This is a genomic window from Variovorax xiamenensis (assembly GCF_050916385.1).
In the GTDB taxonomy this organism is placed as follows: Bacteria; Pseudomonadota; Gammaproteobacteria; order Burkholderiales; family Burkholderiaceae_C; genus Variovorax.
Genome location: NZ_CP139038.1, coordinates 1,277,392 through 1,296,320 on the forward strand (window position 1 = coordinate 1,277,392; position 18,929 = coordinate 1,296,320).

The window sequence follows — 18,929 nt, forward strand, 5'->3', positions numbered from 1 at the left end:
GCATGTTCAAGAAGATTCTGGTTGCAAACCGGGGGGAGATCGCCCTCCGGATTCAGCGCGCCTGCAGCGAACTCGGGATCAAGGCCGTGATGGTCTATTCCGAGGCCGACCGCGACGCAAAGTACGTCAAGCTCGCGGAAGAGGCTGTCTGCATCGGCCCGGCTCCCTCGGCGCAGAGCTATCTCAACATGCCGGCGATCATCTCGGCGGCCGAGGTGACGGACGCCGAGGCGATCCACCCCGGCTACGGCTTCCTGAGCGAGAACGCGAACTTCGCCGAGCGCGTGGAGCAAAGCGGCTTCCAGTTCATCGGCCCGACGCCCGACAACATCCGCACGATGGGCGACAAGGTGTCGGCCAAGCAGGCCATGATCAAGGCCGGCGTGCCTTGCGTGCCGGGCTCGGAGGGCGAGCTCTCCGACGACGCCGCCACCAACAAGCGCATCGCGCGCGCCATCGGCTACCCGGTCATCATCAAGGCGGCAGGCGGCGGCGGTGGCCGCGGCATGCGCGTTGTGCATACCGAGGCTGCGCTGGTCAATGCCATCCAGATGACCAAGGCGGAGGCCGGCGCGGCCTTCAACAATCCGGCCGTGTACATGGAGAAGTTCCTCCAGAACCCGCGCCACATCGAGATCCAGGTGCTTGCGGACAAGCACAAGAACGCGGTCTACCTCGGCGAGCGCGACTGCTCCATGCAGCGCCGCCACCAGAAGGTGATCGAGGAATCTCCCGCCCCCGGCATCCCTCGCAAGCTGATCGAGAAGATCGGCGAGCGTTGCGCCGCAGCCTGCAAGAAGATCGGCTACCGCGGCGCCGGCACCTTCGAGTTCCTCTACGAGAACGGCGAGTTCTACTTCATCGAGATGAACACGCGCGTGCAGGTGGAGCACCCGGTGACCGAGTTCACCACCGGCATCGACATCGTCAAGACGCAGATCATGGTCGCCGCCGGCGAGAAGCTGCCGTTCACGCAGCGCCAGATCCAGATGCACGGCCACGCCATCGAGTGCCGCATCAATGCGGAAGACGCCTGGAAGTTCACTCCCTCGCCGGGCCGCATCACCATGTGGCACCCGCCGGGCGGCCCGGGGGTGCGCGTCGACTCGCATGCCTACACCAACTACTTCGTGCCGCCGAACTACGACTCGATGATCGGCAAGATCATCGTCTACGGCGATACGCGCGAGCAGGCCATGGCCCGCATGCGCACGGCGCTGAACGAGACGGTGATCGAAGGCATCCAGACCAACATCCCGCTGCACCGCGAGCTGATGGTCGACGCCAAGTTCATGAGCGGCGGCACCAACATCCACTACCTCGAAGAGTGGCTGGCCGCGCACAAGCGCTGAGCCTGGAATATCGCGATGTTTGAACTCCGCCTGATGGCGCCTGAAGACCGGGTCGAGACGCTCTGCGAAGCGCTCGACGCACTCGACGCATTGAGCGTGTCGGTGGAAGACGCCGACGCGCAGACCGATGCCGAGCAGGCGCTGTTCGGCGAGCCGGGCATGCCGCCGCCGAAAGAGGGCTGGCAGCGTTCGCGCGTGATCGCGCTCTTTCCCGACGAGGCGCAGGCGAAGGACGCCGCTTCGGTGCTCGCGCTGCAGGATTTCTTCGATGAAGGCTGCGAGGTGCTCGGCATCGCGACCGTGCCCGAGCAGGACTGGGTGCGCCTGACGCAATCGCAGTTCGCGCCCGTCGAAGTCACGCCCGAGTTCTGGATCGTGCCGACCTGGCACGAGCCGCCCGAGCAGGCGAAGCAGGTGATCCGGCTCGACCCGGGGCTGGCCTTCGGCACGGGCACGCACCCCACCACGCGAATGTGCCTGCGCTGGATCGCGACGCGCGGCGAGGGCGCACTGGCCGGCAAGCGCGTGCTCGACTATGGCTGCGGCTCCGGCATCCTGGCGATCGGCGCGGCGAAGTTCGGCTCCACTGATATTGACGCCGTCGACATCGACGAAGCAGCGGTCTCCTCGACCGTGCTCAATGCCGAGGCCAACGGCGTGAAGCTGAAGGCCGGCCTGCCAGACGCGGCCAAGGGCGAATACGACATCGTGCTGGCCAACATCCTGGCCACGCCGCTCAAGCTGCTCGCGCCCCTGCTGCGCGGCCATGTGAAGGCGGGCGGATCGCTCGTCATGGCCGGCATCCTCGAGCGCCAGGCCGACGAACTGAAGGAAGCCTACGCGCCGTACGCGGTGCTCGAAGTCAGCGACAGCGAGGACGGCTGGATCCTCATGACTGCTCGCTGCTGAGCGGCAACTGCCGGGGTGCCTGGCTGGCTGGCGGGCTTTTTGCGTCGTCCCGTGGCCCTTCTGCAGTCCTCCTGCAGCGAGAGCCCAACCCTACAATCGCCCGGTCATGAGTCTCGTCACGCGCTGCCCCGCCTGCACCACCACCTTCAAGGTGGTGCGCGACCAGCTTCGCATCTCGGACGGTTGGGTGCGTTGCGGCCGCTGCAGCAACGTGTTCGACGCCACGCTCGACCTGCACGAGACGTCCGATGGGGCGGCGCCTGTGGTGCAGGGCAGTGGCTACATGCCGGGACTGGTCGAGCAGCCTGCCGCGGAGCCGGTGCCTCCGCCCGAGCCTCCTGCGCCGCCTCCGCATCCTCTTTCTTCTCCGGCACCTGAGCCCTTGCCTCCGGCCGAACCCGAGGCGGTAGAGCAGGGGCCTCCGTCGTCATCCGTCGAGGACGCGGACTTCTTCGACGACGAACCCGAACATCAGCGTCAGCGCCAGGATTGGCATTCGCACGAGGAGCACCTGCTTCCGCCAGATGCCCTGGTGCTCGACCAGACGCCTGCGATCGCGCCGCCGTCGCCGGTGCAGTCACCGCCTCCTCCGCCAGCGTCGCCGCTGCCCGCGTTCTCGCTGACCCTGCCCGAGCACGGCCTCGCCGCCGACGAGCCGTGGTCCGACCTCGATGCCACCCAGCCGGCCTGGAAGCCGCCGCCGAGCACGCTGCCGCCGTTTCCGAACATCGACCTGAATCTCGCGTCTCCGCCGCCCCCGCCGCCACCACCGGCGCCGCCCCTGCCGGTCACGCCTCGCGTCATCAAGACGCGCGCACTCATCGAGCGCGCGAGCGATGACGACAACGGGGGCGCGGCGGACGAGCGCGAGCAACTCGAGAAAGATCACGACCAGGTGCAGATGCAGAAGGCGCTGCGCCGCGCCCGCATCAAGTCGGCCAAGATCGCGAGCGCCAAGGCGCGCGAGGAGCGCGCGGCCGCGAAAGCGCCGGTCGTGGTGGTGCGTGAAGAGACGGAAAGCGAAGCCGACGACAGGCACGATCCCGTGCTCTCCCCGGTCTTCGAGCCGCCGCCGGGGCACCCCTTCGCGGAAGACGACGAACCGCTGGCGAAGGCGCCGGGCTTCTGGCAGCGCAGGGGCGTGCGCGTGCTGCTTGCTCTGCTGGTGGTGCTTGCGGCATTGCTGCTCGTGCTGCAGATCGTCCGCCACGAGCGGGACGGCATCGCGGCACGTCAGCCCAACCTGCGGCCCGCGCTCGCGACGTTGTGCCAGTACACGGGCTGCGAACTCGGCGCGCTGCGCCAGATCGGCGACATCGTGATCGAAGGCGCGGCTTTCGCGCGCGAGAAGAGCGGCAGCAACGACTACCGCCTGAGCTTCACCCTGCGCAACAGCGCCACCGTGCCGCTGGCGATGCCGGCCGTCGAACTCTCGCTGCTCGACACGCAGGAGCGTGCCGTGGTGCGCCGCGTGCTGATGCCGGCGGACTACGGCGCTCCGGCGGTGCTGGCCTCGCGCGCGGATCGCGCTGCTTCGCTGCCTCTGACCTTGTCCGCTTCCGAAGCGGCAGCGCTTCCGCCCGTCGCGGGCTATCGCGTCGAGGCTTTCTATCCCTGAGCGGGGCGCGTGCACGCATGCGTCCTTCTCGCTTTCATCAACCACTCAACACAACCAACGGCTAACCATGGCAGCAGTGATTTGCGGTTCCCTCGCATTCGACACCATCATGACTTTCGAGGGCCGGTTCGCCGACCAGATTCTTCCCGACCAGCTGCACATCCTCAATGTGTCCTTCCTGGTGCCGACGCTACGCCGCGACTTCGGCGGCTGCGCGGGCAACATCGCCTACAGCCTCAATGCGCTGGGCGGTGCGGCGCTGCCCATGGCCACGCTCGGCAGCGATGGCGCGACGTACCTCGAGCGCATGCGCTCGCTGGGCATCAGCACGGAGTTCGTGCGCCAGCTCGACGACACCTTCACCGCGCAGGCGATGATCATGAGCGACGTCGACAACAACCAGATCACCGCCTTCCACCCCGGCGCGATGCAGCAGGCGCACATCACCAAGGTGGCTGCGCGCGACGACATCAAGCTCGGCATCATCGCGCCCGACGGCCGCGACGCGATGCTGCAGCACGCCGAGCAGTTCGCCGCCGCGGGCATCCCGTTCGTGTTCGATCCTGGCCAGGGCCTGCCGATGTTCGATGGCGAGGCGCTGCGGCATTTCGTCGATCTGGCGAGCTGGGTGGTGGTGAACGACTACGAAGGAAAGATGCTGTCGCAGCGCACCGGCTGGAGTCTGGCCGAGATCTCGAAGCGCGTGCGTGGCCTGGTGGTCACGCTGGCGGCCGAGGGCTGCGAGATCTGGACAGATGGCGAGCGCGAGCACGTGCCGGGCGTCGTGGCCACCGAGGTGGTCGAGCCCACGGGCTGCGGCGACGCATGGCGTGGCGCGCTGCTGTTCGGCCTGGAAAAGGGCTGGCCGCTCGCGCAGTGCGCGGCTCTGGGCAACAAGGTCGGCGCGATCAAGATCGCGCAGCGCGGCCCGCAGAACTACGAGATCGATCGCAAGGCGCTGGGCCTCTGACCCTTCTTGCCGCAAGCGCCCGGCGAAGGTCGGGCGATTGGGGGAATAAAAAAAGCCCGGCACCGTGAGGTGCCGGGCTTTTTGCCTTCAAGGCCGCTGAGAAAACTCAGGGCTTGCTGGCCGTGGGGAACGGCCATGCTGCCTGGGGATTCAGCGTCGTTTGCGCCGCAGGGGCAGGCGCTACGGCGGCAGCCTTGGCAGGGGCAGCGGCCTTGGGAGCCTTCTTCGCAGCAGGCTTTTTGGCAGCAGGCTTTTTCGCGGCTTTCTTGGCCGCAGCCTTTTTGGCAGGGGCCTTCTTGGCAGCAGCCTTCTTCGCAGGCGCCTTCTTGGCAGCGGCCTTCTTCGCCGGGGCCTTCTTGGCAGCAGCCTTCTTCGCAGGCGCCTTCTTCGCTACGGCCTTCTTGGCAGGAGCCTTCTTGGCAGCGGCCTTCTTCGCCGGTGCTGCCTTCTTCGCTGCTACCTTCTTTGCCGGAGCCTTCTTGGCAGCGACCTTCTTGGCCGGTGCCTTCTTGGCGGCTACCTTCTTGGCAGGAGCCTTCTTGGCGGCGACGGCCTTCTTAGCCGGAGCCTTCTTTGCAGCGGCTTTCTTAGCCGGAGCTTTCTTTGCAGTTGCCATTTCTATTTCTCCTTGATCAAGTTGAAAAAATCAACCTATTGAAGCACTCCACGCACGTTGGGTAACGTGAAGCGATTCATGGTGTTGGAATCTTTGCTCCAGCACCATGAACACCTGAGCCCTCGTCCATGCCGCGCTCTTCGGCGCGATCGGTGGCAAGGGCAATTCTTGAATTCATTAATTCTTTTCGAAAGATTCAATCCCAGGAGAGCGCACCACCCGACTGGTATTCGATCACGCGGGTTTCGAAGAAATTGCGCTCTTTCTTCAGGTCAATCATTTCGCTCATCCACGGGAACGGATTTTCTTCGTTCGGGAAGAGCGTTTCGAGGCCGATCTGCTGTGCACGCCGGTTGGCGATGTAGCGCAGGTAGCCCTTGAACATGGAGGCGTTCATGCCGAGCACGCCACGGGGCATGGTGTCTTCGGCGTATTTGTATTCGAGTTCGACGGCGCGCATGAAGAGCGCCTTGATCTCCGCCTTGAACTCCGCCGTCCAGAGGCCGGGGTTCTCGAGCTTGAGCTGGTTGATCAGGTCGATGCCGAAGTTGCAGTGCATCGACTCGTCGCGCAGGATGTACTGGTACTGCTCGGCGGCGCCGGTCATCTTGTTCTGGCGGCCCAGCGCGAGGATCTGCGTGAAGCCGACGTAGAAGAACAGGCCTTCCATCAGGCAGGCGAACACGATGAGCGACTTGAGCAGCGTCTGGTCGGTCTCGTGGGTGCCGGTCTTGAAGTTGGGGTCGCTGATGGCGTCGATGAACGGGATCAGGAACTGGTCCTTCTCGCGGATCGACGGCACTTCGTTGTAGGCGTTGAAGATCTCGCTCTCGTCCAGGCCGAGCGACTCGACGATGTACTGGTACGCGTGCGTGTGGATCGCTTCCTCGAAGGCCTGGCGCAGCAGGAACTGGCGGCATTCGGGAGCCGTGATGTGGCGATAGGTGCCCAGCACGATGTTGTTGGCGGCCAGCGAGTCGGCGGTCACGAAGAAGCCGAGATTGCGCTTGACGATGCGGCGCTCGTCTTCGCTCAGGCCGTTCGGATCTTTCCACAGCGCGATGTCGCGCGTCATGTTCACTTCCTGCGGCATCCAGTGGTTGGCGCAGGTGGCGAGGTACTTCTCCCACGCCCACTTGTACTTGAACGGCACCAGCTGGTTGACGTCGGTCTGGCCGTTGATGATGCGCTTGTCGGAAGCCTTGACGCGCTGGGTGGATTGGGTGGTGGCGGCAGGCGTTGCTGCTGCCGCTGCAACCGGGCGCACTGCAGCGCCGTCATCGAGCGTGCTGAATGTGCGGAGGGCGGGTTGCGCGATCGACGAAGTCGGAGCGTCCACCGAACGGCCCGCGGGCAAGCCGCCGGTCGATGCGTTGTGGTGCTGCAAACCTTGTTGCATATCCTTTGGTAAGGAGGGCTTGACTTCTTCGTCCCAGGTCAACATAGAAAAATCCAATGCTCAAATTATCGGAGTAACGATGTGAGTTGCAAAGTGCTCGTTCACATCGCACGCCATTTATGTGGTTGTTATGTTGCTCGCATGCATCGCGCGATGTCAGTCAATGCCTTGATTGAATGAACGTCGCGCGATTTCGCATGCACCTCACTGATTCACAGTCGCGAGCATCGACGCGTTATTGGCACGCTTCGCAGGTCGGATCGTCCACGCCGCAGAACGCGATGTCGGTGGCGGGGATCGCGCTCATCTGAGCCTTCGCCGCAGCAGCGGCAGCTTCGAGTGCGCTCATGCCGGAAGAGGGCGCTTCGCTGCCCGACGACACTGCGTTGAGGCGGCCCGACTGCACCGTCGACTTCTCGGCGTGCGTCGCGCTCTGCGTGCGCAGGTAGTAGGTGGTCTTCAGGCCGCGCAGCCATGCCAGCTTGTAGGTGTCGTCGAGCTTCTTGCCCGATGCGCCGGCCATGTAGATGTTCAGCGACTGCGCCTGGTCGATCCACTTCTGGCGACGCGCGGCGGCTTCCACCAGCCAGGTGGTCTCGATCTCGAACGCGGTGGCGTAGAGCGCCTTCACGTCCTGTGGCACGCGGTCGATGGGACGCAGCGAGCCGTCGAAGTGCTTCAGGTCCATGACCATCACGTCGTCCCACAGGCCCAGGCGCTTCAGGTCGCGCACCAGGTAGTGGTTGATCACGGTGAATTCGCCCGACAGGTTCGACTTGACCGAGAGGTTGCCGAAGCAGGGCTCGATCGAGGCGTCCACGCCAATGATGTTCGAGATGGTCGCGGTCGGGGCGATGGCCACGCAGTTCGAGTTGCGCATGCCGTCGGCCTTGATCTTCGAGCGCAGCGAGTCCCAGTCGAGGGTGGCCGAGCGGTCGACCTCGACGTAGCCGCCGCGCTGCTTCTCGAGCAGGTCGAGCGAGTCGATCGGCAGCACGCCCTTGTCCCACAGCGAGCCCTTGTAGCTCGAGTACTTGCCGCGTTCCTTGGCCAGCTCGGTCGAGGCCCAGTAGGCGTGGTAGCAGATGGCTTCCATCGACTCGTCGGCGAACTGCACGGCTTCCTGCGAGGCGTAGGGAATGCGCAGTTCGTACAGCGCGTCCTGGAAGCCCATCAGGCCCAGGCCGACCGGACGGTGGCGCAGGTTCGAGTCGCGCGCCTTCTTCACGGCGTAGTAGTTGATGTCGATCACGTTGTCGAGCATGCGCATCGCGGTCGACACGGTCTTCTTCAGCTTTTCCTGGTCGACCTTGCCGTCCTTCAGGTGCTGCAGCAGGTTCACCGAACCCAGGTTGCACACGGCGGTCTCGGTGTCGCTGGTGTTCAGCGTGATCTCGGTGCACAGGTTCGACGAGTGCACCACACCGGCGTGCTGCTGCGGCGAGCGCACGTTGCAGGCGTCCTTGAACGTGATCCAGGGGTGGCCGGTCTCGAACAGCATCGTGAGCATCTTGCGCCACAGGTCGGTCGCCTGGATGGTGCGGCTCGGCTTGATCTCGCCGCGGGCAGCCTTCTCTTCGTAGGCGACGTAGGCCTTCTCGAACTCGGCGCCGAACAGGTCGTGCAGGTCGGGCACGTTCGAGGGCGAGAACAGCGTCCAAGTGCCCTTTTCCATCACGCGGCGCATGAACAGGTCGGGGATCCAGTTGGCGGTGTTCATGTCGTGCGTGCGGCGGCGGTCGTCGCCGGTGTTCTTGCGCAGCTCCAGGAACTCCTCGATGTCGAGGTGCCAGGTTTCGAGGTAAGTGCAGACGGCGCCCTTGCGCTTGCCGCCCTGGTTCACGGCCACGGCCGTGTCGTTCACCACCTTCAGGAACGGCACCACGCCCTGCGATTCGCCGTTCGTGCCCTTGATGTGGCTGCCGAGCGCGCGCACACGGGTCCAGTCGTTGCCCAGGCCGCCGGCGAACTTCGACAGCAGCGCGTTTTCCTTGATCGACTCGTAGATGCCATCCAGGTCGTCCGGCACGGTGGTCAGGTAGCAGCTCGACAGCTGCGAGCGCAGCGTGCCGGCGTTGAACAGCGTCGGCGTGCTCGACATGAAGTCGAACGACGACAGCACTTCGTAGAACTCGATGGCGCGGGCTTCGCGGTCGATTTCATTCAGCGACAGGCCCATGGCCACGCGCATGAAGAAAGCCTGCGGCAGCTCGATGCGGGTCTTGCGCACGTGCAGGAAGTAGCGGTCGTACAGGGTCTGCAGACCGAGGTAGTCGAACTGGTTGTCGCGCTCGGCCTTCAGCGCCGCGCCCAGGCGGGGCAGGTCGTACTGCAGCAGCTTCTCGTCGAGCAGGTCGTTGTCCACGCCCTTCTTGATGAACTGCGGGAAGTAGTCGGCATACGCGGTGGCGCGATCGGCGGGCATCACTTCGCGGCCGATGATCTCCTTGAAGATCGTGTGCAGCAGCAGGCGCGCGGTGGCGAAGGTGTAGTCGGGGTCTTTCTCGATCAGCGTGCGGGCTGCCAGGATCGAGGCCTTGTAGACCTCGTCGAGCGGCACGCCGTCGTACAGGTTGCGCATCGTCTCGGCGACGATGGGGGCGGCCGTGATGCTGTCGCCCAGGCCTTCGCAGGCCGACTCGATCAGGCTCTTGAGTTCGTTCAGGTCGAGCGCGACCAGCTCGCCCTTGTCCAGCACGTGCAGCGCGGGAGCGGCCGGCACTTCCTGCTCGCCCTGCTTCGAGCGCTCCTGCGTGCGGCGTTCGCGGTACAGCACGTACGCGCGGGCGATCTCATGGTGGCCGCCGCGCATCAGGCCGAGCTCGACCTGGTCCTGCACGTCCTCGATGTGGAAGGTGCCGCCGCCCGGACGCGAACGCACCAGTGCGCGGATCACGCCCTGCGTGAGCACGTCCACCGTCTCGCGCACGCTGGCCGATGCCGCGCCCTGGGTGCCGTGCACGGCCAGGAAGGCCTTCATCATCGCGATGGCGATCTTGTTCGGCTCGAAGGGAACGACGGCGCCGTTACGGCGGATGATCTGGTAGTGGGCCAGGTTCTGGCTGGTGGGGGAGCCAGCAGTGTCTCGCTGCTGTTGCGACGGCGTGGAGGGAACGGCACGCGGGGTCGATTGGGGGTTCAGGGCTGTTTGCATTCGCTTCCTCTCGGTTGGCAATTCTTGTTGGATGGCGGCGCCTGGGCCGGGCACCGCGTCGGTGTGTGTGACCGGACGGAGGACACTATATCTAGGGTGCATGGGGCATACAACCCACTAGATGTAGCGTTTTCCAACGGATACAAGGATTGCCGGTATTACTTCCGCAATAGAACACCTGCAGAGATGCCCCATGAATACTGGCCTATGGTCCCGCAACCCGCATGGGCCGTGGCTTGCAGGGCGATTTGGGCCTGCAGGGCGCATGGTTGCTGCATCGCGCGTTTGAAATTCTCTCATTGCTGCGGCGCAAGAGCGTCGCATCGCGGGGCGTCGCGCGATTGAAAAAATTAGAGCCCGATCACCTGCTCGGGAAACATCTGTGGCCTCCAGCCGAGTTGCTCGCGCAGCAGGCGCCAGTCGAATCCCGCCCCCGGGTCCTGCTTGCGGCCCGGTGCGATGTGCTCGTGGCCGGCGATGTACGCGACCGGAAAGTGCTGCGCGATGGCGGCGCACAGGCTCGCCAGCGTCTCGTATTGCGGCTCCTCGAAGGGCTGGCCTTCCAGGCCCTCGAGCTCGATGCCGATGGAGTCGTCATTACAGTTGCCGCGGCCGCGCCAGGACGACACGCCGGCATGCCACGCGCGATCGTCGCAGCTCACGAACTGCCAGAGCTCGCCGTTGCGCCGCACGTAGAAATGCGACGAAACCTCCAGCCCGCGTATCGACTGGAAGTAGGGGTGCGCGTCCCAGTCCAGCTGGTTGGTGAAGAGCTCTTGCACCGCGTCGCCGCCGTACTCCCCGGGCGGCAGGCTGATCGAGTGCAGCACGATGAGATCGATCTGCGCGCCCTGCGGCCGCGGCCCGAAATTGGGCGAGGGCAGGGCTTTCGCGAAGCGGTACCAGCCGGCCTGCCAGAGTGCGTCGCCGGGCGCCGCGGGGGCTTCTTCAGTCGTCGACATGGCTGCTGCTCGCGCCATCGTCGCCGTTGGGCGTCGTGATGCCCAGGCGCGCGATGCGATAGCGGATCTGGCGCAGGCTCATGCCGAGCCGCGCGGCGGCCGCGGTGCGGTTGAAGCCGCTTTCATGCAGCGCGCGCACGAGGATCTCGCGCTCCTGCTGGTCGAGATAGGCCTGCAGGTCGGAGGGCAGAGGCGGGGGCGCGACCTTTGGAGGCGCGACCGGCGCGGCGATCGGCAGCGCAGCCGCCGCGACGACAGACGCGTCGGCAGCGGGCGAGAGCGGAGCCGGCGCGGATGCCGCGGCTTCGGCCGCGGCCGTGAAGCCGCCCATCAGGTCGAGGTGCAGCTCGTCGCCGTCGTTCAGCGCCACCGCGCGGTGCAGCAGGTTCTCGAGCTCGCGCACGTTGCCGTTCAGCGGATGCTGCGCGAGGCGGCGCAGCAGGTCGTCCGACAGGTGAGGCACCGGCAGTCCGCCGTCCTGCGCGATGCGCGAGAGCAGCGCGTTGCACAGTGCGGGAAGGTCCTCGCGGCGGTCGCGCAGCGCGGGCACCGCGATCTCGATCACGTTGAGGCGGTAGAAAAGATCCTGGCGGAAGCGGCCGGCCTGCACTTCGGAGTGCAGGTCTTTATGGGTGGCGCTGACGATGCGCACGTCGACGGCGTCTTCCTGCGTCGAGCCGATCGAGCGCACGCTGCGCTCCTGGATCGCGCGCAGCAGCTTCGACTGCATGGCCAGCGGCAGGTCGCCGATCTCGTCGAGAAACAGCGTGCCGCCGCGTGCGGCCTGGAAGTAGCCGTCGCGATCTTGCGACGAGCCGGTGTACGAGCCCTTCTTCGCGCCGAAGAACTCGGCCTCGAGCAGGTTCTCGGGAATCGCGCCGCAGTTCACCGCGACGAAGGGGCCTTCGCTGCGCTGGCTGCAGGCATGCACCGCGCGCGCGACCAGTTCCTTGCCGGTGCCCGATTCGCCCCGCACCAGCACCGGTGCCATGCCGCGTGCCACCTTGGCGATGCGCGACTTGACGAGCCGCATCGGCTCCGATTCGCCCACGAGGCGGTCGAGCGCGGCGATGCCGGTGCCGGAAGTGACCGGCGCTGCCTCGCTTGCCGCGTTGCCGGTGTTCGCAGGCGCCGCCTGCGCGGACTTGACCACCGGCTGTGGCGCCGTCCGCGCCTGCACTGCGGAGGCCACGACCGCGCGGAACTGTTTCAGGTCGACCGGCTTCGTGAGGTAGTCGAAGGCGCCGGCCTTCAGCGCTTCGACCGCGTTCTCGGCCGAGCCGTAGGCCGTCATCACCACGCAGCGCTCGCTGCGCTGGTCCTTCTGGATGCGGTGGATGATTTCCATGCCCTGTCCGTCGGGCAGCCGCATGTCGGTGATCACCGCGTCGAAGCGGCCAGCCTCCAGGTGTTGCCAGGCTTCCGACACGCTGCCCGCCGCCTCCACGCGATAGCCCTCGCGCAGCAGCGTCAGCTCGTACAGCGTGCGCAGGTCGGGCTCGTCGTCGATGACCAGGATCTGCGCCGGCCGCTGGGTGGAAGAAGAGGGGGAGGTGCTCACGGGCGCTATTGTGTCAGCCGGTTTTCGCTGGGTGCAAAGCTGACGAAGAATTCGTTGCCTTCCGGTCCGCCCGGCACCAGCGCGCGCCGCTCGTAGCCGATGGTGGCGCCGTGCCGCCGGCACAGCTCGCGGCACAGGAAAAGACCCAGTCCGCTGGAGCGGCTTTCGGAAGAGAAGAAGGGCTCGAACAGATGCCGCTGCACCGCCGGTTCGAGCGGCGCGCCGTCGCTCCACACCATCAGGCTCGGGCGGCTGGTGCCGCTGCGCTGCAGCGCGGTCAGCACCTGGATCGAGCCTTCGCGTGTGCCGGCATAGCGCGAGGCGTTGTCCAGCAGGTTCACGATCAGGCGCCGCAGGTGCTCGGCGTCGAAGCGCACCTCGCTGGCCGGCGCATCGAGCGACACCAGCACGCCCTTGCGCTGCGTCTGGCGCACCCATTCCTCGGCCAGCACCTGCACCGCGGGGTCGAGCACCAGCTGCTCGCCCAGCGACAGCACGCGCTGCTGGCGCGCGCGGGAGACATCGAGCACGTCGTCCACGATGCGCGCGAGCCGCTGCGCGTTGTGCTGCACCATGCTCGTGAGCTTGCGGTGGGCGGGGTCGGTCAGATCCTCGTTGAGCAGCGCGCTGGCCTGCGTGATGGCGGCCAGCGGATTGCGGATCTCGTGCGCCACCGCCGCCGACATGCGGCCCATGGCCGCCAGCTTCTCGGTGCGGATGCGGGCCTCGAGCTCGCGCAGGTCCTGCAGGAACATCACGCACAGGCTGTCCGCGCGCTTCTCGCTGGTGGGCGTGAGCCGCGTGCGCACGCGCACTTCGCGTGCGGCGCCGCGCGCCTGCGCCACCGGGATTTCCTCGGTCTGCGGCGCGCGCCGCGCGAAGGTCTGGCGTGCCAGCGCCGCCAGTGCGTGCCAGGCGGGCTGCGCATGCAGCGGGAAGGGCAGCGTCAGCCTGGCCAGGCCCTGGCCGAGGATGGCATCGGCCGCCGGGTTGGCGGCATGCACCAGGCCCTCGGCGTCGATCACCAGCACGCCTTCGCTCAGCGTCTCGATCACCAGGTCGTTGACCTGCGCCTGCATCTGCGCGCTGCTGCGGTTGCGCTGCGACACGGCCTCCTCGCGCGCCAGCCGGCGGGCCATTTCATGGGCGAGCAGCGCCACCACGAAGAAGCCGGTGCCGGTGAGCGCCGCCTGCACGAAGCGCGGCGACGAGTCGACCGGCTGCTGCAGCCAGTGCCAGCCGGCGTCGGTCAACAGCAGCAGCGTGACGGTGGCGGAGGTGCCCAGGCTCACGATCATGGTGCCCAGCACCGCGCTCATGAGCACCGGCAGCGCGAACAGCGGCGTGTAGTTGACGTTGCCGCCCTGCAGCACCTGCAAGGCGGTGAAGGCCGCCAGGTCGATGCCGACGGTCATCAGCCACGGCGCCGTGAAGCCGCGGATCGGCGGCTGGAAGCGCGAGTAGCGCATGCCCAGCCAGGTCGCGGCCAGGTACAGCGCCGAGGTGGCGATGGCCGCCGTCTGCATGGTCTGCCCGATCGCGAAGGCCACGCCCTGCAGCAGCATCAGCACCAGCGCGACGAAGCAGCGCGCGCCCATGAAGCCGCGCCAGAGCCGGCCCAGCGCCGTGCTTTCGCCCGGGCTCTGGTCGAGCACGTCCCAGTCGGTGACCGGCTCGCCGCGCGACCAGAGAGGGGTGCTCATCGTTGCGTGGCGGCTTCGCGGTGCGCGGTGCTGCAGTAGACCGCACCGCCGGGGCCGGCGATGGCTTCCGTGGCCGGCAGGTGCAGCCCGCAGTGGGCGCAGCGCACCATGGCCTGCGGCGTGCCGGCCGCCGCGCGCTGCTGTTGTTGCTGCGCCTTGGCCGCGCGCTCGCGGATGGCGTCCTGCATTTCTTCGCGCCGATTCTTGCGCCAGAGCCAGATCGCGATCCAGAGCACCGCGAGGACGAGGAGGTATTTCATTTCAGACGGGAGGGCGTGCCAGCACCACTTCGAGCACGAAGCGCGAGCCCACGTAGGCCAGCAGCAGCAGCACCGAGCCGGCGTACAGCACGCGGCGCGCGGTGCGGCCGCGCCAGCCGAAGCGTGCGCGGCCGATCAGCAGGATCGCGAAGGTGATCCACGCGAGCACCGAGAAGATGGTCTTGTGGTCCCATTTCCAGACGCGGCCGGCGGAGCCGTACAGCTGTTCGCTGAACAGCAGGCCCGCCAGCAGCGTGGCCGACAGCAGCACGAAGCCGGCGGTGACGAAACGGAAGGTGAGCCGCTCGAGCGTGAGCAGCGGCACGCCGCCCTGCGGCTCGGCGGCAGCGGCCAGTCGGATCTGCTTTTCGGCGCGGGTGATGAGCCAGGCATGCACCACGGCGGCGCCGAAGAGACCGTACGAGGCGATGCCCAGCGCCAGGTGCAGCGGCAGCCACGGCGAGGCTGTCACGTGCAACGGCGTGCCCGGGAAAAGGATGGCCAGCAGCACGGCGGCCGCACCCAGCCAGGCGAGCGCGCGCCGCACCTTCAGCTGCGGATACATGCGGCTTTCGACCGCGTAGACGGTGAGCACCAGCCACGCCGTGACCGACAGCGCCGGCGCGAAACCGAAGCGCGGCTCGCTGCCGATGAGGCCGTGGGCGAGCACGGCGGCATGCAGGAGCCATGCGATTCCGAGTGCCCACTGGGTCGATTGGCGGCTGAATTTCGCGCCAGCGGCGGCGACAAAACCGTAGGCAACCGCTGTGGCGATGCCCAGCGCCACGCCGAGCGGGGAGGGGATCGCTAAAATCATCGGCCGGAGTTTAGCGTCTCACTCTTGCGTTCCCGGCGCCCGGCTTCAAGTTCTTTCCCGTCTCCCAGGCTTCTCATCCGGCCCGCGCCGCAGCGGGCAACAAGGCATCCCCCTCATGGCCACCGCCCTCACAGAAAAGTTCTCCCGCCTCGTCAAGACGATGAGCGGCCAGGCCCGCATCACCGAAAGCAACGTGCAGGACATGCTGCGCGAGGTGCGCATGGCGCTGCTGGAAGCCGACGTGGCGCTGCCCGTGGTGCGCGACTTCGTCGCCCGCGTGAAGGAAAAGGCGCTCGGCCAGGAAGTGCTGGGCTCGCTCAAGCCGGGCCAGGCGCTGGTCGGTATCGTCAATCGCGAACTCGCCGCGACCATGGGCGAGGGCGTGTCCGACATCAACCTCGCGGCCCAGCCGCCGGCGGTGATCCTCATGGCTGGCCTGCAGGGCGCCGGCAAGACCACCACCACCGCCAAGCTCGCCAAGCACCTGATCGAGAAGCGCAAGAAGAAGGTGCTCACCGTGTCGGGCGACGTGTACCGTCCGGCCGCCATCGAGCAGTTGAAGACCGTCACGAAGCAGGCCGGCGCCGAGTGGTTCCCGAGCACGCCCGACCAGAAGCCGCTGGACATCGCGCGCGCTGCGCTCGACCACGCCAAGCGCCACTATTTCGACGTGCTGCTGGTCGACACGGCCGGCCGCCTGGCCATCGACGAAGTGCTGATGGCCGAAATCAAGCAGTTGCACGCGGCGCTCGACCCGGTCGAAACGCTCTTCGTGGTCGACGCCATGCAGGGCCAGGACGCGGTCAACACCGCCAAGGCCTTCAAGGAAGCGCTGCCGCTGACCGGCATCATCCTGACCAAGACCGACGGCGATTCGCGCGGCGGCGCGGCGCTGTCGGTGCGCCAGGTGACGGGCGTGCCGATCAAGTTCGCGGGCGTGAGCGAGAAGATCGACGGCCTCGAAGTGTTCGATGCCGAGCGCCACGCAGGCCGGATCCTGGGCATGGGCGACATCGTCGCGCTGGTCGAGCAGGTCACGGCCGGTGTTGACGTGGCTGCGGCGCAGAAGCTCGCGGCCAAGGTCAAGAGCGGCGCGGGCTTCGACCTCAACGACTTCCTCGGCCAGCTGCAGCAGATGAAGCAGATGGGCGGCCTCTCCAGCCTGATGGACAAGCTGCCCACGCAGATGGCCGCCAAGGCCAGCGAAGCCGACCTGAGCCGCGCCGAACGCGACATCCGCCGCAAGGAAGGCATCATCAACAGCATGACGCCGCTGGAACGCCGCAAGCCCGAACTGCTGAAGGCCACGCGCAAGCGCCGCATCGCCGCCGGCGCAGGCGTTCAGGTCCAGGAAGTGAACCGCCTGCTCAACGAGTTCGAGCAGATGCAGGGCATGATGAAGAAGATGAAGGGCGGTGGCCTCATGAAGATGATGAAGCGCATGGGCGGCATGAAGGGCCTGGGCGGAATGGGTGGGCCCGGCGGGCCTAAGCTGCCGTTCTGAGCAGCGGACACCTCGCACACATATATATAGGAAGGCCCGCCGGTGTGAACCGGCGGGCCTTCCGTCTTTCAGGTCACGACTTCGTAGACCGTCTCGTGCGCCTCGACCGGCGCGGGCAGCTCCCAGCGGTGCAGCATGCGCTCGATGCCCGCGTTCGACAGCGTGGTGTCGCGCTCGCGGTTGCGGCGCATCAGCTCCGAGTGCGGTACTTCGAGGTACACCAGCTCGATGTGCGCGTGGTAGGCCCACAGCAGGTCGAGCGTCTTGGTGCGCATCTGCTGGCTCAGGTGCGTCGCGTTCCAGACGAAGCGCTCCTGCCTGCGCAGCAGCGCCTTTGCTTGATCGACCGCGTGGTGCGCAGCGAGCCCGTCGTTCTCGCCGTGCTTCAGGCCCAGTTCGGCGCGCGCATCGTCGAAGGACACCACCGGCCAGCCCTTGCGGTGCTGCGCCACCCAGTGGTTCTTGCCGCTGGCTGGCAGGCCGCACATCACCGTCACCTGCGATCCTGCGTTCTGGAACAGCGGGTAGTCGGGGCTGGTGTCGGCGCCGCGGAAGTAGGCCAGGCGCGTGTGGGCGTCGGCCATCTTTCTCGGGCCGTTCCAGCAGCCTTCCTCCTGCGCCAGCTGCTCGAAGAGCGCGATGTCGGCCATGCTGTCCGCGCGCTTCTCGTAGTGGCGGCCCAGCATGTCGCAGCGCGCCACGCAGCACACGTCGGGCAGGCTCAGCTCCCACGAGAGCTTGTGCACCAGCCACTCGGGCCGCACGCCCTTGCGCGAGGCGAAGGCATGGAAGGGCACCTGGTGCACCGCGATGATCCGGCACACCGCCTCGCGCAGCGCGAAAGGCACGCGGGCCTTCCACATCAGCACGCGCACGTCGACTGCGCCACGGCGCGAATGGCCGGGCTGGCCGATGCGGCCGCTGGCTTCGTCGATCACCGTGGTGTCGGGCTTGGCGATGTCGTGCAGCAGGCAGGCCATGAACAGCATGAAGCGGCCGTCGGCGTCTGCGCGCTGGTAGTGCTCGTCCTGCATGAGCGCGTCGAGCACCATGCGCGTGTGGATGCCGACGTTGCCTTCGGCGTGGTAGTACGGGTCCTGCGGCGTCTCCTCGAGGCGCAGCAGGGCCGGCAGCAGGTCGCAGCATTGCGCCCAGTCGGTGCCCTTGCCGGGGGCTGGCAGCAAGGCGCGCAGATCGTCGTATGTCATCGCTGCCTCCCTTGGTTTGCCAGTTCGGCGGGATTGCGCAAGGTGCGCAGGCCCAGGTCCTGCCATGTCACCTGCGGCGTCGGCGCGTAGAGATCCACGCCCGGTGCGAGCTGGTTCGGCAGCACCGGCCGGCGGCTGTGATGCGAGCCCGAATCGAGGATGGTCTGGACGAAATCCGGGCGCACCCACTTGTAGCGGCCTGTCACCTGGCCGTCCGATTCGGTCTTGAGGTACAGGCCCTCGGCGAGGTCCGACAGGTCGGTCTGCTGCCGCACGAGATCGAGCGGCTGGCCTTCCTGCGTCACGGCCTGCTCGAAGGCCGTCTTCCAGTCCGCGCTGCGCGCCAGCGAAGGCCGCACGAGCGAGCGCAGAGCCTTTGCGTGGCGCGGCATCTCGCCTTCGTAGAGCACGGGCACCGGCAGTACCGGGCCGCCTTCGAGCAGCGCGTGCCGCGCCGGCGTCGAGAGAAAGCACTGCGACTGCCGGTCGTAGATGTCGAACTCCAGGAAGAAGGCCGGCAGCCGGTCGTACCAGCAGCTGTGCTTGGCGAAGCACCATTCGCCGTACATCACGTAGCGGTCTTCGAGCCGCTCCAGCAGCGCAGCTTCATGGGCGGCGGCCCAGTGCTTGAAGAGATTGAACTGCCGCTCGCCGGCGCCGCCCGCAAGGTAGTGGCCGCGCGATTGCAGCAGCAGTTCACCCGCCGAGGTGAACGACACGGCTGCATTGGCGCCATCGAGCTTTTCCTCGATGACGACGTGCATGCCGTGCAGTTCCGTCAACGGCGTCTGGCCGTCGTCGCTGTCGCCCGCTTGCAGACGCGAGCCTTCCAGGTGCGCAGTACGCGGGTACTTGAGCAGCGGGATCGATGAAAGAGAAGAGAGGGGAAACACGTT

General features: G+C 66.8%; 15 protein-coding genes. 5 read left to right on the forward strand and 10 right to left on the reverse strand.

The window, feature by feature from the left end:
* Positions 1 to 2 precede the first annotated feature (2 nt).
* From accC to SFB74_RS05550, 4 genes are all read left to right on the forward strand, one after another.
* Entirely contained in the window at positions 3 to 1,352 is a 1,350-nt protein-coding gene (gene accC / locus SFB74_RS05535) for an acetyl-CoA carboxylase biotin carboxylase subunit (protein WP_432729764.1), read from the forward strand.
* 15 nt (positions 1,353 to 1,367) lie between these two features.
* Entirely contained in the window at positions 1,368 to 2,261 is an 894-nt protein-coding gene (prmA, locus tag SFB74_RS05540) for a 50S ribosomal protein L11 methyltransferase (protein WP_432729765.1), read from the forward strand.
* A 106-nt stretch (positions 2,262 to 2,367) separates the two neighbouring features.
* Positions 2,368 to 3,879, forward strand: coding sequence for a zinc-ribbon and DUF3426 domain-containing protein (locus SFB74_RS05545; RefSeq protein WP_432729766.1), 1,512 nt, complete (start codon positions 2,368 to 2,370; stop codon positions 3,877 to 3,879).
* 67 nt (positions 3,880 to 3,946) lie between these two features.
* Positions 3,947 to 4,849 (forward strand): carbohydrate kinase family protein, encoded by a 903-nt coding sequence (locus tag SFB74_RS05550; RefSeq protein ID WP_432729767.1) that lies wholly within the window; start codon positions 3,947 to 3,949, stop codon positions 4,847 to 4,849.
* Between the two features lie 106 nt (positions 4,850 to 4,955).
* Here SFB74_RS05550 and SFB74_RS05555 read toward each other — a convergent pair whose 3' ends face one another.
* From SFB74_RS05555 to SFB74_RS05590, 8 genes are all read right to left on the reverse strand, one after another.
* Entirely contained in the window at positions 4,956 to 5,465 is a 510-nt protein-coding gene (locus SFB74_RS05555) for a histone H1-like DNA-binding protein (protein ID WP_019656794.1), read from the reverse strand.
* 196 nt (positions 5,466 to 5,661) lie between these two features.
* Positions 5,662 to 6,909 carry a ribonucleotide-diphosphate reductase subunit beta gene (locus tag SFB74_RS05560; RefSeq protein ID WP_432729768.1) on the reverse strand — a complete coding sequence of 416 codons (1,248 nt, stop codon included), beginning with the start codon at positions 6,907 to 6,909 and terminating at the stop codon, positions 5,662 to 5,664.
* A gap of 190 nt (positions 6,910 to 7,099) precedes the next feature.
* A complete protein-coding gene (locus SFB74_RS05565; protein ID WP_432729770.1) occupies positions 7,100 to 10,018 on the reverse strand; it encodes a ribonucleoside-diphosphate reductase subunit alpha in 2,919 nt (972 codons plus the stop codon).
* A gap of 350 nt (positions 10,019 to 10,368) precedes the next feature.
* Positions 10,369 to 10,980 (reverse strand): 1,6-anhydro-N-acetylmuramyl-L-alanine amidase AmpD, encoded by a 612-nt coding sequence (gene ampD / locus SFB74_RS05570; protein ID WP_432729771.1) that lies wholly within the window; start codon positions 10,978 to 10,980, stop codon positions 10,369 to 10,371.
* The gene (locus SFB74_RS05575; RefSeq protein WP_432729772.1) at positions 10,967 to 12,541 is read right to left on the reverse strand and encodes a sigma-54-dependent transcriptional regulator; all 1,575 of its coding nucleotides are present in this window, start codon (positions 12,539 to 12,541) and stop codon (positions 10,967 to 10,969) included. Before SFB74_RS05575 ends, ampD begins: the two co-directional genes overlap by 14 nt.
* Before the next feature lie 5 nt (positions 12,542 to 12,546).
* The gene (locus SFB74_RS05580; RefSeq protein WP_432729773.1) at positions 12,547 to 14,244 is read right to left on the reverse strand and encodes a two-component system sensor histidine kinase NtrB; all 1,698 of its coding nucleotides are present in this window, start codon (positions 14,242 to 14,244) and stop codon (positions 12,547 to 12,549) included.
* Positions 14,241 to 14,504 carry a PP0621 family protein gene (locus SFB74_RS05585; protein WP_432729774.1) on the reverse strand — a complete coding sequence of 88 codons (264 nt, stop codon included), beginning with the start codon at positions 14,502 to 14,504 and terminating at the stop codon, positions 14,241 to 14,243. Before SFB74_RS05585 ends, SFB74_RS05580 begins: the two co-directional genes overlap by 4 nt.
* Position 14,505: 1 nt before the next feature.
* The gene (locus SFB74_RS05590) at positions 14,506 to 15,321 is read right to left on the reverse strand and encodes a cytochrome C assembly family protein (RefSeq protein WP_432729775.1); all 816 of its coding nucleotides are present in this window, start codon (positions 15,319 to 15,321) and stop codon (positions 14,506 to 14,508) included.
* 115 nt (positions 15,322 to 15,436) lie between these two features.
* Here SFB74_RS05590 and ffh point away from each other — a divergent pair, with 115 nt between their 5' ends.
* Positions 15,437 to 16,825 (forward strand): signal recognition particle protein, encoded by a 1,389-nt coding sequence (gene ffh, locus SFB74_RS05595; protein WP_432729776.1) that lies wholly within the window; start codon positions 15,437 to 15,439, stop codon positions 16,823 to 16,825.
* A gap of 68 nt (positions 16,826 to 16,893) precedes the next feature.
* Here the strand turns inward: ffh and SFB74_RS05600 are convergent, their stop codons facing one another.
* Both SFB74_RS05600 and SFB74_RS05605 read right to left on the reverse strand, forming a co-directional pair.
* Positions 16,894 to 18,033 (reverse strand): AAA family ATPase, encoded by a 1,140-nt coding sequence (locus tag SFB74_RS05600; protein WP_432729777.1) that lies wholly within the window; start codon positions 18,031 to 18,033, stop codon positions 16,894 to 16,896.
* On the reverse strand, positions 18,030 to 18,926 hold the full coding sequence (locus SFB74_RS05605; RefSeq protein ID WP_432729778.1) for an RNA ligase family protein: 897 nt from the start codon (positions 18,924 to 18,926) through the stop codon (positions 18,030 to 18,032). Before SFB74_RS05605 ends, SFB74_RS05600 begins: the two co-directional genes overlap by 4 nt.
* Between the last annotated feature and the right edge of the window lie 3 nt (positions 18,927 to 18,929).